The organism is Pseudomonas sp. P4_B3, from assembly GCF_056402295.1.
Window position 1 is genome coordinate 25,570 of the sequence record NZ_JBFUHR010000026.1, and the last position, 14,728, is coordinate 40,297.

The window sequence follows — 14,728 nt, forward strand, 5'->3', positions numbered from 1 at the left end:
GGTTCAATGAGCGGTGGTTGACTCGGCGGTCCGGCCCAGGGTTCTGGCGCGGGCATAGAGGTAACGCAAGGTCGGTTTACCCCGGGCGAAAATCAGTGCCTGCCAGGAACACGCCAGCATGCGCCGGTACACGTTGATCACCTCGGCATGTTCACCGAAGCGGGAAAAGGCACAGAGGAAATCCGCGAGGTTGCCCAGCTCGAAATCGATCCGTTGTTGCTGGCTCAACTGCGCACCATAACGGGCGAGGAACAGCTCGATGAACCTGAGTTTGTGCGAGAAGTACTTTTTCGGTTGGGCGGTGATGTTGCCGCCGTTGACCGTCCGCCGCGCCAGGGTTTGCGGCACCGTGTGGATTTCCCAGTGTTCGGCGATCCGGGCCCACATCATGCGGTCCTCGGAATAGCGCAGGCTGGCTTCGAAGCCGCCGAGTTGTGTGAGCACATCGCGGCGGATCAGCACGGTGGAGACGCCATTGACGATGTTGCAGCGGATGAAATCATGGAAGTGCATGCCGCTCTTGTAGCGATCTTCCACAAACCGGGTGCCGTCGCTGTATTCAATCAGCACGTTGCAATCAATCAGCCCCACGGGCCGTCCCTGACGAAGCAGGTCGTCATACAGCGCCAGTTGCTTTTCGAGCTTTTGCGGATGCCATTGGTCATCGGCATCGAGAAACGCCACCAGGCTTTCTTCCGTGTGCCGCAAGCCATGGTTGCGGGCGCTGGCCGGGCCTTCATTGGCCTGATGCAACAACGTCAGGCGAAACGGCGCGGCGAAATCCTTGACCCGTTGCGGTCCGTCATCACTCGACCCATCGTCGATGACAATGACGTGATCGGGCAGTCGAGTCTGGTCGGTCAACGAGCCCAGCGTCTGTTCGATACTGTCGGCACCGTTGTACATCGGGATCACGACGCACACTGAATGCACCGAAGAGGGGCTTGGCTCTAGCACGAGGTTTTCTCCTTGGGATACATCTTCGCCGGCCCACGGTAGTAGGCCCGGCCTGTTGTCGGTGACAGGTGCGGACGAGTCGCGTGATGGTGCCGAAACGAAAGGGCCAGGGTGCAGAACACCAGGAACTCGGCGCTGCGGTAGTTGGGAATCACGTACGCCACGTAGTTGGAGACGATGAACAGTCCGATGATCACCAGGGCACAGGCGCGCACCTGAGCCGACTGCGCGGAGGTGATCGCCCGGTACTGTTTGATCAAGGCTTCGGCAAACAGCAGCATCAGCGCCGCGAGTTGAATCACGCCGCCGTTGAGCAGGGTTTCCAGGTAGCCGCTGTGGGCATTGCCGATGTAGCCCCAGCGCTTGATAAAGACCTCGGCATCGTTGCTGGTCCAGAACGCGCCATAGCCGTAGCCCTTCAGGAACCTGTCGTCGATGAGCGGCGTGAGCAGTTCCCAGATCAGCGTGCGGTCGGTGAGTGACGAGTCCCGCCCGAGCAGGTTCAGCATCAACGTGTAATTGCCGTACAAAAACAAGCAGATCAGGGCATAAACCAGTGTGGCGCCGAAGAACGCCATCATCGAACGGTTGACACGCAACCGCACCAGCGTGAGGAAATACCCGTAGCTCGCCGCGCCAGCCACGATCAGGGCAATGGCGGTGGCGGACTGGGCCAGCCCGATGGCAATCAGCGAGAACAGTGCACACAGGATGGCCAGCAGGTTGCGTTGCCTGATCGCCGGCAGCAGCAACAGGATGCCGATGGCATTGAGCCGGGCGCCGGCGTTTTTCTCGGCAAAGATCCCTTTGAAGGCGCCGTCGCGAATACCGCCGGTAATGAACGCGATATCGGGGTTGATCACGGCAAAGATCAGCCCCATCAACGCCACGGCACCGATGACGCAGCCGAGCATGAGGGCGATTCTTTCGATGCTGTAGTTATAGGCAATGAACCCTGCGAAGCACACCACACTGATCATCGCGATATAACGCTTGAAGCTCAGTATCGGATCGTCGGACCAACTGATCGATGCCGCCACGCAGACCAGGAACACCAGCAAAAAGAAGTTGCCGCGGTAAAAGCTCTTGCTCAGGAACACCTTGTGGCGCACGAACAGGAACAACGGCACCAGCAAGGTGATCAGGCCGCACACCTGATTGAGCACGTTGCCTTCGAGGTCTTTTCCGACACCGTCCAGGGTCGCCACATTGCCCAGGCCGAGAAAGAACGACGTCACCTGGAAATAAAACAACAGGCCAAACAGCGTGAAGGCATCGCGCAGCGTGGAATACCTGATTTCCAGTTTGTTCATGACGACTGGCTCCCAAGCAGTGCAGCGAGGTAAGTCTGTACGGCGCGGCCGCTCATGAAACGGGCGGCGGCATCGATGCGGACCTGGCGATGCCGGTCCCTGGGCCGGGTCAATTCAATACCGATGGCCTGGGCCAGTGCTTGGGGGTCATCAACGTTCACCAGCGGAGCCACCACGCCATCTTCGAGAATGTCCTGCGGGCCGTAATGGCAGCGAGTCGAGACCACCGGTGTGCCGGTCGACAGCGCTTCGACCAGGACGTTGGGGCTGCCCTCGAAGCGTGACGACAGGACAAAACAATCGGCGGCGGCGACTTGTGCCATGGGTCGATCGGCATAGCCCGGCAGATCGAAGCGGTCCGCCACGCCGAGTCGGGTGGCCAGTTCAAGCAGCTCGGCCCTGAGCCCGCCCTCACCGAAAATGATCAGCCGGGCGTTGCGATACGGTAATCGGGCGAACGCCTCGACCAGGGTGTCAAAGCCCTTCTGCGGTGCCAGGCGACCCACGGCGACAATCACCGGGGTGGTTTTTTCCTGAAGCCAGCGATGCGTCGGACTGCCCGGTGGCTTGTCGCGAAAGTCATTATCCAGTACCGGATTGTCGGCAATGGTGACGTCCTGCGCGCGGGCGACAGTGGTCTCGACGAGGTCCTCGGCCACGCCGCGCGAGACGCAGATCACCGGGTTGGGAATCAGCCGGTACAGCAACGGCGCCAACCAGTAAGCCAGGCGTACACGCAATGAAGGATTGACGTGTTTATCCCGGGAAAACGCATTGCGCTCGCTGACATGCAATTGTGCCAGTGTCCCCGACAGCGTAGCGGCGGCAATGGCCACCACGTTGACGTGGGTAAGGGCGGCCAGTTGTGCGTCGAAGCGGTTCTGGCGCAGAAAACTGGCCAGCGCCGGCACCGCGCTGGCACTGCGGGCACTGTGCAATTCCACCTGTTTGACCCGAGGATCGACCAGCGCCACGTTGACACCGCCGCCGGTGAGCATCAGCAACGTCACGTCATTGCCGGCGTCAACCAGCGCACCGGCCAGGCGTGCCATCATTTTTTCGGTCCCGCCTGCGCTGAGGTCGTGCAGGATGATCAGCAACCGTTTCATCGATCCCACACCTCGTAGTAAGCCCGTGCGGCGTGCTCGCTGGTGTAGGGGCGCACGGTTTTGGCCATTGATCTTGCGCTGTGTGCCTTGAAACACAGGCTTTGCTGCAGCGCTTGCGCCAGGTCGGGCACATCGTTGACTCTCACCAGTTGGCCAAGGCGCCCGTTGTCGAGCAGCTCTCGAGGGCCGGTGGGACAGTCGCTGGCGAGCACGGGAGTACCGAGCGCCAGTGCCTCGATCAACACGGTGGGCTGGCCTTCAAAAAAAGAACTGAGGATCAACAGGCGTGCATGGCGGATCAGCGGGTAGGGGTTGTTCACGTGGCCGGTAAAGTGCACCCGGTTGGCAATGCCCAGTTTCCGCGCCTGAGCGATCAGTTCTTCGCGCAACGGGCCGTCACCGGCAATCACCAGGTCGGGTACGTCCGGGTTGTGGATCACCAGGGCATAGGCCTGGAGCATCAAATGAAAGCCCTTGACCTCGACCAGCCGGCCCACGCCGATCCAGTATTCGTGGGGCAAGCCGTTGGGCAGTGGCGCCCGGGAGGCGTTGTGCAGTTGTTCGGTGACCACCGCGTTGGGGCAATAGCGGATGCGTTCACGCCCCCAGGGCATCAGACGGGCAATGGTCTGTTGCAGGTCATGGGACACGGCCACCACCTTGCCGCTGCCGCAAAGGTACAGGGCATAGAGCAGGCGCAGGCTGTGGACACCGGTTTTCTGTTCCGTGCAATCCAGGGCCGTGTGCCGGGTGTAGATGACCTGGCAACGGCTGCCGAGGGTGGCCACCCAGGTACACAGGTTGGCTTGTTCCTTGGCGCTGATCAGGTGAGTCACGCTTTCACGGCGAATGATCCGGCGCAGCAGCACAATAGACTTGATCAGGCCCAGGAGACCGTTACCGCCGCCGTCGAGGATTCGCGCCCCTGCTACATCCGGTGTTTCGCCGTTCATGACGAAAAAGCTCACACGCTGCCCATCCTTGAGAAACTGCCCGGCCAGGCGTTGCTGGACGCACTCGATGCCACCGCCGAGCTTGAAATCCTTGAGAGTGAACATAATGTGCACGGCCATTCTCCGGCGCTCAGGGCGTAGTGATGTTGATCGCGACTTTGTGGGACAGAATCATCGCCGCCAGTTGCAGAAAGTTGCCGGGGTAGTCGACCAGGTAACGCCTGATCGTGTGCGGCTCGCGGTACATGCGATAGAACGCCCGCAAGTGCAGGCGATTGATTGCTTCGGGGTAATAGACACCGTTGGTCATCGCTTCCTGACGAATGAAACCGCCGCAGGTAAACGCCACACCGGTGAAGCCGGCATTCAGTGCGCTTAGCACGAAGCGCTCTTGCAACCCGGCGCCCAGGCCCACGATCAGGATGTTGGCCCGACCCAGGCGAATGTCCGCCTGGATGGCCGCCGCCTGAGGCGCATCGAAGTAACCGTGGTGATAACCGGCAATCGGCAGCCGTGGGTAGCGTGTCTGCAGTTTGCGGATGAACCGCTCCAGCTCGGATTGCGTGGCGCCGACGATGTACACCCGCTTGCCCTGTTGTTCTGCGTCGCTGAACACCGGTCCGGCAATCGAGGTGAAGTCGAAACTGACCCGCGCGATGGATCGCCCGGTGACTTGCGACATGAAACTCGACATCAGCATGCCGTCGCAAAAGTAGGCGATGGCATCAGGCGGGTGCTGGAAAAAACTGCCGATCGACGCGAAGTTGATAAAGGAAAACGCTTTGTTGGCCTCGAGCAGGGCCGGCGAATACTGGCCGATCAAATCCAGCCGGATCATGGCCCGTCTCCCGGTGCCACCAGCGGTCGAGGCGGGCGGCCCACCGACACATAGGTGAAGCCGCGTTTGCTCAGGCGCTGCGGGTTGTACAGGTTGCGTCCGTCAACGGCGTCGACGTCCACGCACATCACGGTGTGACCGACCTCGGCCGTCGCGGCGCCTTTTACAAGCCCTGCATAGCCAATGCCAAATACACTCATATTCATGGGAAAACCTCAGTTTTCGTGGGGCCGATCCAGGATCGGGCACGAGGTCAGTAGATGTTTTTCGAGAACAAGGTGAAGGGCGTCTTGAGCAGAATCTTGATGTCCAGCCACAGCGACCACTGGTTGATGTAGTTGAGGTCCTGGGCAACCCGCAGCTGCATCTTCTCCAGGGTTTCGGTTTCGCCCCGATGGCCGGTGATCTGCGCCAGCCCCGTGATGCCTGGCTTGAGGCGGTGGCGGGCCATGTAGGCGCGGACTTTGCCGGTGTAATAGATGTTGTGGGTGACCGCATGCGGACGCGGGCCGACCAGGGCCATTTGCCCGAACAGCACGTTGAACAGTTGCGGCAGTTCATCGATGGAGCTGCGGCGCAGAAAGCGCCCCAACGGTGTGACGCGGTCATCGTCCCGGGTGGCCTGGCGGACCTCGCCCTCATCGTGAACGCGCATCGAACGGAACTTCCACACCTTGAACACCTGGCCGTCGCAGCCGTGGCGGTTCTGCTTGAACAACACCGGGCCCGGCGATGTCAGCTTGACCGCCAGTGCCACACTCAGCAGTAACGGGCTGAGCAGCATCAGGGCCACGGCGGACAGGCTGCGCTCGAACAGGTCTTTGCAAAACAGGCTGCCGGGGTGGGAGTTGATCAGGCTTTCGTTGAGGTAGATGGCGGGCATCCGCTCGATTTCCGAGATCGAGTGGTTGAGCAGCACCATGCTGCCGAAATCGGGAATCCAGACCACGTCGACGTTCATGTCCAGCAAGTCGATGTACAGCGCTTCGATGGTCGCGGCCTCCGCCATCGGCAACACGATGTAGACCCGGCGCACTTCCATGCGCGTGATGAGTTCCCGTATGTCTTCGACGTGACCCAGCAGCGGCAGAATGCTGGGGGCAGGGCCATGATGGTCTTTCGCGGCGATGAACCCCAACAGTAGCGCGCGATTGGGTCTGCTCAGTTTCTTGGCCAGCTCATGGGCGGTCGGACAGGTGCCAATGATCACCGAGCGACGTTCGTTGAAGATCATCCGCGAATACAGCCGGGCAAAGTAGTGCAAGGGCAGGAAACTGGCTGCCTGGACGAGGAACCCGGCGAAGGCCCAGACGATGATCACCTGTCGCGAAAACAGGGCGCTGGTCTGGGTGAGGAAGGCAATGCTGATCAGCACCGCCAGCAGGATCAGCCAGCCGGCCAACAACCGACTGAGCCCGACCAACAGGCCATGACGCTTGTGGTAGACCTGCATGAGGCTGTAGATCGGCACCGAACCGAGGACAGTCAGAATGATCAGGACGCGGTACTCGGGGGTCAGGGTGCCGATGCGCATCTGTACCAGCAGTATCAGCAACAGGTTGACCAGAGTGATCGCACTCAACCATTGGCACCAGAAGGTCACGCCACGGCGATGTGCCATTTGAGCGGTATATAGCGAAGTCATCGGCTCAATCTCCAGGCATGGGTAGTCATTCGAAGCCGTTTGTGAACGTCACGGCTTTGATACGCGCGCTGGTAGTGAGGTAATGCTGGTGGTGAGGTAATGCAGCTAAGGCCGCTGCACGTTGTTACCGGGGGGCGAAGTCATAGTCGTAGAGGGATTTTAAGTGGTTGTGGCCGTACTTGCGCGCCTTGCGCAGGTCGACCTGGTTGAGCACCACCCCAAACACCGGCGCATGGCTCTGCTGCAGCATCGCCAGGCTTTTTTGCACCTGCTCGACCGGTGTGCTGTCGGCTTTCACCACATAGATCACCGCATTGCAATGCTGGGCCAGCAACAGCGCATCACTGACCATCTCGGCGGGTGGTGAATCGATGATGATGTGCCGGTAGCGCAATTTGAGCACTTCGAGCATGCGCGCCACCCGCGGCGAACTGAGCAGGTCCTGCGCCGGTGGTTGGCGCAGCGAGTCGAGCGGATTGTTTGGCGAAGGCAGGCGAGGGGTGTTGAACATGTCCATCGAGGGCCGCGAGACACTCCCGGCCGGCAGCATGTCGAGATTGCCCACGGTGCAGATGCAGTCTTCAAGGAGTGCGGTGCCGGCGATCACATCGGCGAACCCCGGGCTGTCCGGCGGAAAGTCGAAGTTCAACGACAACGTCGGCTGGCGCAAATCGGCATCGATCAACAGCACCCGTTCCAGTGGTGCCAGCGAGGAGGCGAGGTTATTGGCGATGGTGCTTTTTCCCTCGCCCGGTGCGGTCGAGGTAATCAGCACCACCTGCGAAGGTTCTTCTGTGCTCTGCAGCATCAGCCAGGTCCGCAGATTGCGGATTGTCTCGGAGAATCGCGGGTTGTCGTTGTCTTCGAACAGACGCGCCAGTTGCCGGCGACTTTTCTTCATGACCAGCGGAACCACGCTGAGCAATGGCACATTGAGAATGCTTTCGATGCGGTCCTCAGTCCTGAAGGTATTGCTCAAAGTATCGAACAGGAAGGCCAGCGCGACGCCGATGATCGATGCGACCACCGCGACAATCGCCACAATCAAGGTTTTGTGCGGCTTGCTGGGTTCCATCGGTGTGATCGCCGGATCGACGACGCGGGCCTTGGCAGAGTCCATGTCGGAGGTGGCGGCGGTTTCCTTCAGGCGGGTGACGAACGTTTCGTACAGCGCACGGGAGCTGTCGACTTCCCGTTGGTACTCGCGCAGCTGGAACTCTTTACGTGAAATGTTCTGGATCTGCGCCTTGTTGGTGTTGAAGGATTTCTGCAGGGCACCTTCGCTGGCCACCGCCAATTGATATTGGCGCTCGATGCCAGCCACCACTTGCTGTACTTGCAGGCGCAAGCTGGTTTGCGCTGTATGCAATTCCGATTGAGCGGAGATCAGCGCCGGGTGTTTCGAACCATAGCGTCCGGACAGCTGCTCGACCTTGGCTTGCGCCTTGGCCACCTCCGCCTGAAATTGCTGGATCAACGGGTTGCTCAACACCGCCGGTACACTGGACAGCCGGCTCATGTCGCCGTTGGTCAATGACTGGGCCTGACGGTACTGGCTTTCGGCTTCCGCCCGATTGCGCCGGGCGTCGATCATGCGATTGCCGGTCATTTGCAGTTCGTTGGCACTGATCGTTGCCACGCCGTCGACATCCACCAACCCTTGCTCTTCCCGATAGCCTTGCAGCTTGTCCTCGGCGGCGCGCAGGTTGTTGCGCAACTCCACCAGGCGGGTGTTCATCCAGCTGGTGGTGTTTTGCGAGGACTTCAGGCTGGTGTCGAGCTGGCTGTCGATGTAGCTCTGGGCCAGCGCGTTGGCTGCTGCCGCCGCGAGATCAGGGTCGGGTAACTCGACGGCAATTTCGATCAGTTGGCTCTTGCCGACAAACTTGACGGTGGTCTGCAGCATGAGGTTTTGCGTGACTTCATTGAACACGTCCGCTTCAGTGGGCGCGGGTTTCTCCGGGGGCAAAAAAGCCAGCCAGGGCAGCCATTGGCCGGCATTGAGATCGTTTAACCATTGACGAGGTTTGAACCAGGTTTGCGTATGCTGGCGCGGATCGGTGATCGGGTTGGTGGTGAGCCCGAGTTTCCTCACCACCCGTTCCGCCAGGTCCCGAGATTGCAGGAGCGCCTGCTGGGTCTGCAGATAGTCTGCGGTGGACGACGCGCCAGAGTCGGAGACTTGCTGGAAGGTCAGCACTGGCGGCGTTTTTTCCTTGATCAACATCGTGGTGCTGCCCAGGTACTGTGGCGTGATGAAGGACAATGCCGCCACCGCAAGGGCGCAACAAAGCACCACAAACCAGGCGATGTTCCATTTGGCGAGCCAGAGGACCCTCCACAGTTCGAGCAGATCAAGGGTGTCCGACTCTTCGCTGTGCTGCGGGCGCAGATGCGCCTGGAGCGGACGTTCGACGTAGGTGCTAGGGCTATTGTCCATGATTAGAAAAAGCCTTGTGCAATGGAAATGGTGTCACCGGGGGAAATTACGGTGGTCTTGGAAATGTTGTCTTCAAGCGCCGGGCCGCCGTCGCCACGCAGGATGGTCACGCGTTTCATCGAAGCGCGTTCGGTCAGGCCGCCACCCAAGGCAATAGCTTTTTCCAGGGTCAGGCCCGGCACGAAGGCGTAGCTGCCAGGCTTTTTCACCTCGCCGTTGATGTAGAAGGGCCGGTATTCGATTTGGCTGATGCTGACTTTCGGGTCGATCAGGTAGCCTTGCTTGAGCCCGTCGACGATCTTTCTCTCGACCTGGTTCGGGGTCAGCCCCTTGGCGACGATTTCGCCCAGGAACGGGTAGGAAAACGTCCCGGCATCGTTGAGTCGGACTTTCTTGATGCTCAATCCCGGCTCCCCGAACACGGTGATGCGCAACACATCACCAGCGGCCAGTTTGTATTCGGTGGAGGGATCTGCTGCCTGGGTAGCGGGAGCGAGCAACAGCCATATCAACAAACCAAACAGGCGCCGGTTCATATACATGTCCTCTTACAGGCTGACGTTGAAACCGAGCTGAAACACATTGCGCAAGAAGCTTTCGTTGTCGGCATCGGAGTTGTTATCGCGCAATCGATAACTCAGATCGATGTCCAGCCAGCGACGCATCTGGTAGATCACCGCAAGGTTGTAGTCTTGAAGCTTGTCGGTGCGGTTTTCACCTTCGTAGACGTAATGCCCATAACCGGCCTGCGCGACGGTGGTGATCCGTTCGGTCCAGCCATGGCGCCAGCCGATCTGGGTGAAGGTCGCCTTGACGGCGTCTGAACCATCGTCACCTTCAGCCAGTGCCTGGCGGGCCAGGAAGGTGAAGGTCGAATAGGTGCGGGGTTTCCATTGAAGGTCAATTTGCCAGGTCGGATTACTCAGATCGCTGGAAGTGCTTTCATCGAAGTTCTTGCGCTCATACCCGACCCGAACCTTGCCGGAGGTGCGCGCGGTAAAGTCCCATTGGGCACCGGTCAGTACGGCATCGGATTTACTACTGCGCGGACTGTTGGACTGCAGGTAATCGAAGCGAGTGTGATCGTATTCAATCAAGCCGCGGGTATTGCTGCCGATCCGGTGGTACCAGGTCGTGGTGAGGCCGGTGGTGTTGCGTTCTTTGTCGTCATTTATGCCGTCGCTATTGTCGTAGCGCCGTTGCGCGTAATTGGCGCCGATGTCTATCTGGTTGTCGGCGGTTTTGGCACCGTAGGTGTAGACGCCCCCCACGCGCTTGTCGTTGAGTTTGTCGTTGATACCTTCGACCGCGGTTGAAGTCGTTCGCTCGAACTTATGGTATTCGGCGTCGAGTTTCAGGCGGTGGCGGTCGGTGAACTCCATGATGCTGTCGGCCCGCAGGCGCTGCCCGGTGCTCGATGCATCGGACTGCGAATGATAGATGTTGCGGGTCGGTTGCCAGGTAAGCCGGGTGGCGCTGTTGCGGTCTTCAGCCTTGAGCTCGAAGGAAGGTGCAATCCTGGTCACCATAGAGGACTGGACGTTATGCTCGACCTCTCGAATGTTGTCGTCGTAACTTTCCGACAAGCCGAAAGTGGGAATGAACTGGAATCCGTAAATATCAATGGATTGCGGGTCAATACTCCAGGCAATGCCGGGATACAGGGAGACCACGAGCAATGCAAAAGGGCGGTGCGGCTTGAGGGGCATATCGTTATTCCCTAGAAGTGAATAAGCCCGGCTGTTTTTGCTTGTGTCGTTACGAACGTTGTCGCTCCAGATCACTGAGCGGGACGCAGACTTGCTGCTGCCGGTTCAAGAACTGTAGCAGGAGCATGACCCGTTCAGCCCCCAGCATTGACATAAACACACCTTCGAGCGGCGCCAGCGGGCCGTGGACGATTTGCAGCATTTCCCCGGGCTCGATTGCCTTGCAGTCATGCAATTTATCCAGCGATTGAATACTGCGCAAACGCAAGTGCTCGATGACCTCGTCGGCCACTTCTGCGGGGACATGGTTGAATTCAACGATACGGCTCACGCCGCGGGTAGAGCGTATGGGCGCCCAGTGGTCACTGCAACTCAGCTGGACGAAGAGATACCCTGGAAACAGGGACTCCAGCACCCGGTGCCGCTTGCCGCGAATCAGGCGTTCGCTCACGTGTAGAGGGCGATACGTGATGTAGTCTTGTTGCTGCAGGTTGAGCTGAGCCCTTTCGTCCTGTCGGGGTTTGCATTGCAGTAGATACCAATGAGCGCCATTGGGGGTATCGGTCAGCATTCTGGAGAGCTCCGTACATAGCTTGTTTTTAAGCACGGCGGGCCTGATTAGTCGGGGGGAGACACCGTCGTGCTCGCTAGTAGGTAGTAGGCCAACGAGACCTTAAAAAAATGATCCCAGAAGCGTCATGTTTATTATTGGCAGTTGCAGGTGTTTCAGGAATGAGCTTATATGTGTTTCAGAAATGATCTTATATGTGTTTCAAGTGTGAAGCAGTTCGGCAGTGTATATGGATATTTGTATATGTAATGAAAGCGCTACAACTTTATCAGGGTTAAAGCTACCGCACGGTTCGCACTTGGCGCCCGATAAACAACGGTGTTTCACGTGTTGCCCAGGATATCAGATGCTGCTGCACTCTTGGAATATCCGCCTGAGTTATATAGTTATCGGCCACTCTAAGCGGTCTGTCAAACATAAGAAGTCAAAAGGCATACCTTTTATCTACTTGTGTGATGTATTGCTCGTAATAGATTGTTTTTGTTGAAAAATAGTGTTCTATCGGAAAAATTAAACTTTCTGTGATGGCGATAGTCTCTCGGAGCTAGTGCACTATTGAGCTGAGGTGGTGCCGGTGTATTTGTTAATCATTCTATTCTGCACGTGCTATATGCCATTTTCGCGTACATTTGGCGCGCTTTTGGTGCACAACTTATGGTTGGAATGCGCAGAGCCCAATAATGCTTCGTTCATTCAAGGGGCGTTGCTGTTTGATGGCAATTTGAAATGTGCCAGAATTTGAGTGTGTCGCTGTTTCTTTACACGTTGTAGTTACAAGACTCTCAATACGTTAGCAGTCGGACTTAATGTGCGAAGTAATCGCGGGGGCAGGCAGGGCGAGGGACGAGGGTCGCACAGAGCACGATGAGCGACCGGGGGAGGCCGCTCGGTTGTAGTGGTGTTAAAAAAGAATATAGGCGGATGCGGTCGTCTGGTTCAGGTCGATCTCTCCGACCTCCAGAACTTCGTATTCAGCACGCAGGCCGATGTTGCGAAAGACATCGACCTCCAGGCCGACACCGTAGGTCAGATCAACCCCGGTATCGTCGTCGGTGGCATTGCCGTCGGCGTCCCAGGCGTGAGCACCGACACTGCCGAATACCCGCATCCGATCGCCCAGCGGAAAGCCGAGATGGGCGGCAGCCTGAGCCGATTTGCCTTCGAAATCGACATTCTTGTCCTTGAATTGACCGAGATCGACGTAGGCCCCCTCGAAGGCCAGGTAACTATTGACGCGATACCCGGCATAAACCTTGTAGCTGGTGTCGTCGTCGTCCAGTCTGGATTCGTCGGTCTGAATGCTGCTTACGCCAGCTCCAAGATATAAACCTTTGTCATCAGCGAGCGCCTGAAAAGACAACAACGATAGCAGTGAAGCGAAGCCAAGGTTTCGAAGTCGCATGTGTGGTGGAGTCCTTGTACAGGTTTGTCAGGTGTTAGGGTTCGGCGAGCATTTGAGGGGCCGTGAGGGGTTAATAGAAGTCATTGATTGATATTTTTGCGTCGTAAGGCGGGATGTTTGCCGGGCATTGAAAGTAGCGTCTTGCCAACGCTTGAACAGGCAGCGCTTTGCAGAACAACCAGCCTTGCGCCAATAGAACCCCCTCCGAAACCAGATGCGGCAGTTGCTCCTGAGTCTCGACACCTTCGGCCACGACCTTGAGTCTCAGCGACTTGGCCAACCGGGCAATGTGTCGCCACAAGGCATCCTCGGCAGCGATCTTGTCGTCTGCGATCAATGAGCGATCTATTTTCAGAATGTCGAAAGGCACCGAATCAAGAAGCGAGAGGTTGGAATAGCCGATACCGAAGTCGTCCACGGCAATGCGATGTCCACACGCACGAAGCCGTTGCAATTGCCGGGCGGCAGGCTTCTGATCGAGCAGGGTCCTTTCGGTGATTTCAAAGGCCATGGCGGACACAGGCATGTTGTAGGTTGCCAGCACGCTGGCCACATAGTCTGGGAAGCTCGGGTCCTGAATATCCCGGGCGCATAGATTGACCGAAATGTAGAAGTCCTTGCACGCCCAAAGGCAGGTGCTGTAATCCTCCGCCACTTGTCGAATCACCGAGCGCGTCAGTTTGCGGATCAAGTCAGACTTCTCCGCCACTGGAATGAAAACATCCGCAGGCACGTGGGTGCCGTTGTCGCTCCAGTGAGAAAGTGCTTCGGCGCCCACCAGATAGCCCGTCGTCAAGTTAACGATAGGCTGGTAGTGAACACCCAGCGTGTTGGTTTTTATGGCATTGCGAAGTCGTACGGCGATAGAGGTGTAATACCGTTGGGCACACCTTGCGAGCAAGAGCAGCGCTGCGAACACGCACACAAGGCCAATGAATAATTTGAATTTGAGACTTGTCAGGTAACTCAACGGAAGAGAAATGACGGCGATCAGTTCATTTCGGTTGCCCGCAAAGGCGATCAGGACCTTGTCTGGCGAGGTAACCAGTTCGTCCAGGTGGAACGGCTTCTGCATCTTCAGCGGCTGAGGGCCCGTGGAAGCAATGGGCACAGCGCCGCCGGGGCCGATGAGGTCCAGTTGCAGGTCCTCTGGAAACTTCAAATTGTCGAGCAGGATCTTCTTGTTTGCCCAGACGTAGGTTGACTGTTCCGACACAATGATGAAGTCGGTGTCCGCAGAAGCTGTGTGGCCGGAACCTACCCAATAAGTGCGTCTTCCAATTGAGAACTTGCGCTTCTCATTGCCTGCCAGTACTGAAGGGAGTTCTTGTCCGTAGGAGGAGCAGATCTTGCCGTTGGGCAAACGGATTGCCGCTTGATCGACAAATCGCAGGTTCTTGACCAGGTTAGCCAGTTGTGAATATTGATCGACGGAGCATTCCTGACCCGAACGATCAAGATCGCCGAGGTTTTCCAGTGCTTTGTCGATCTGCGCATTGGGCTCCACTTGAGCAGCGCGCAGATCGGCGTAAACGTTATTCAACTTCCGTTCAATGAATTGCTCAGCCAGTCCCCCGGCACAAAACCATGCGGCCCAGCCCGCTGCAGCAATCAGACATACAGTGACTGCGTGCCTTCCAAGTAACGCTTTATATGCGGCAACCATCGAAAAACCTCGAGGTATCATTATTTCACTGTGCACCCTGTAGTCACGGATTGAACGTCTTCAGTACCCGTCAATAACCCAGGCCAATAAGATGCCGCTGGCATAGGCGGTAATGCACAGAATGA

The 14,728-nt window shown here is 57.9% G+C and carries 13 protein-coding genes; all 13 read right to left on the bottom strand.

Translation table 11 applies throughout. The features are described 5' to 3' along the window. Window positions 1–3: 3 nt before the first annotated feature. On the bottom strand, window positions 4–957 hold the full coding sequence (locus AC1DWG_RS25850) for a glycosyltransferase family 2 protein (RefSeq protein WP_477755835.1): 954 nt from the start codon (window positions 955–957) through the stop codon (window positions 4–6). Beyond that, window positions 951–2,270 carry an O-antigen ligase family protein gene (locus tag AC1DWG_RS25855; protein WP_477764226.1) on the bottom strand — a complete coding sequence of 440 codons (1,320 nt, stop codon included), beginning with the start codon at window positions 2,268–2,270 and terminating at the stop codon, window positions 951–953. The genes AC1DWG_RS25850 and AC1DWG_RS25855 overlap by 7 nt, the downstream gene beginning before the upstream one ends. Further along, complete coding sequence (locus tag AC1DWG_RS25860; protein ID WP_477764227.1) at window positions 2,267–3,379, bottom strand: glycosyltransferase; 1,113 nt, start codon at window positions 3,377–3,379, stop codon at window positions 2,267–2,269. The genes AC1DWG_RS25855 and AC1DWG_RS25860 overlap by 4 nt, the downstream gene beginning before the upstream one ends. Continuing rightward, window positions 3,376–4,452 carry a glycosyltransferase gene (locus tag AC1DWG_RS25865; protein ID WP_477760505.1) on the bottom strand — a complete coding sequence of 359 codons (1,077 nt, stop codon included), beginning with the start codon at window positions 4,450–4,452 and terminating at the stop codon, window positions 3,376–3,378. Before AC1DWG_RS25865 ends, AC1DWG_RS25860 begins: the two co-directional genes overlap by 4 nt. 10 nt (window positions 4,453–4,462) lie before the next feature. Next, entirely contained in the window at window positions 4,463–5,170 is a 708-nt protein-coding gene (locus tag AC1DWG_RS25870) for a WecB/TagA/CpsF family glycosyltransferase (protein WP_477788528.1), read from the bottom strand. Further along, the gene (locus AC1DWG_RS25875) at window positions 5,167–5,376 is read right to left on the bottom strand and encodes a hypothetical protein (RefSeq protein WP_477788529.1); all 210 of its coding nucleotides are present in this window, start codon (window positions 5,374–5,376) and stop codon (window positions 5,167–5,169) included. The genes AC1DWG_RS25870 and AC1DWG_RS25875 overlap by 4 nt, the downstream gene beginning before the upstream one ends. Window positions 5,377–5,423: 47 nt before the next feature. Beyond that, window positions 5,424–6,815 carry an undecaprenyl-phosphate glucose phosphotransferase gene (locus AC1DWG_RS25880; RefSeq protein ID WP_477788530.1) on the bottom strand — a complete coding sequence of 464 codons (1,392 nt, stop codon included), beginning with the start codon at window positions 6,813–6,815 and terminating at the stop codon, window positions 5,424–5,426. A gap of 124 nt (window positions 6,816–6,939) precedes the next feature. After that, the gene (locus AC1DWG_RS25885; RefSeq protein ID WP_477764229.1) at window positions 6,940–9,255 is read right to left on the bottom strand and encodes a GumC family protein; all 2,316 of its coding nucleotides are present in this window, start codon (window positions 9,253–9,255) and stop codon (window positions 6,940–6,942) included. Window positions 9,256–9,257: 2 nt separating this feature from the next. After that, on the bottom strand, window positions 9,258–9,791 hold the full coding sequence (locus tag AC1DWG_RS25890; RefSeq protein WP_477756649.1) for a polysaccharide biosynthesis/export family protein: 534 nt from the start codon (window positions 9,789–9,791) through the stop codon (window positions 9,258–9,260). Between the two features lie 12 nt (window positions 9,792–9,803). Next, window positions 9,804–10,964 carry an outer membrane beta-barrel protein gene (locus AC1DWG_RS25895; protein WP_477764231.1) on the bottom strand — a complete coding sequence of 387 codons (1,161 nt, stop codon included), beginning with the start codon at window positions 10,962–10,964 and terminating at the stop codon, window positions 9,804–9,806. A 49-nt stretch (window positions 10,965–11,013) separates the two neighbouring features. Continuing rightward, a complete protein-coding gene (rfaH, locus tag AC1DWG_RS25900) occupies window positions 11,014–11,535 on the bottom strand; it encodes a transcription/translation regulatory transformer protein RfaH (RefSeq protein WP_477764232.1) in 522 nt (173 codons plus the stop codon). Window positions 11,536–12,436: 901 nt separating this feature from the next. Beyond that, window positions 12,437–12,937, bottom strand: coding sequence for an outer membrane beta-barrel protein (locus AC1DWG_RS25905; protein WP_477764233.1), 501 nt, complete (start codon window positions 12,935–12,937; stop codon window positions 12,437–12,439). A 70-nt stretch (window positions 12,938–13,007) separates the two neighbouring features. After that, window positions 13,008–14,603, bottom strand: coding sequence for an EAL domain-containing protein (locus AC1DWG_RS25910; protein ID WP_477788531.1), 1,596 nt, complete (start codon window positions 14,601–14,603; stop codon window positions 13,008–13,010). Window positions 14,604–14,728 lie beyond the last annotated feature (125 nt).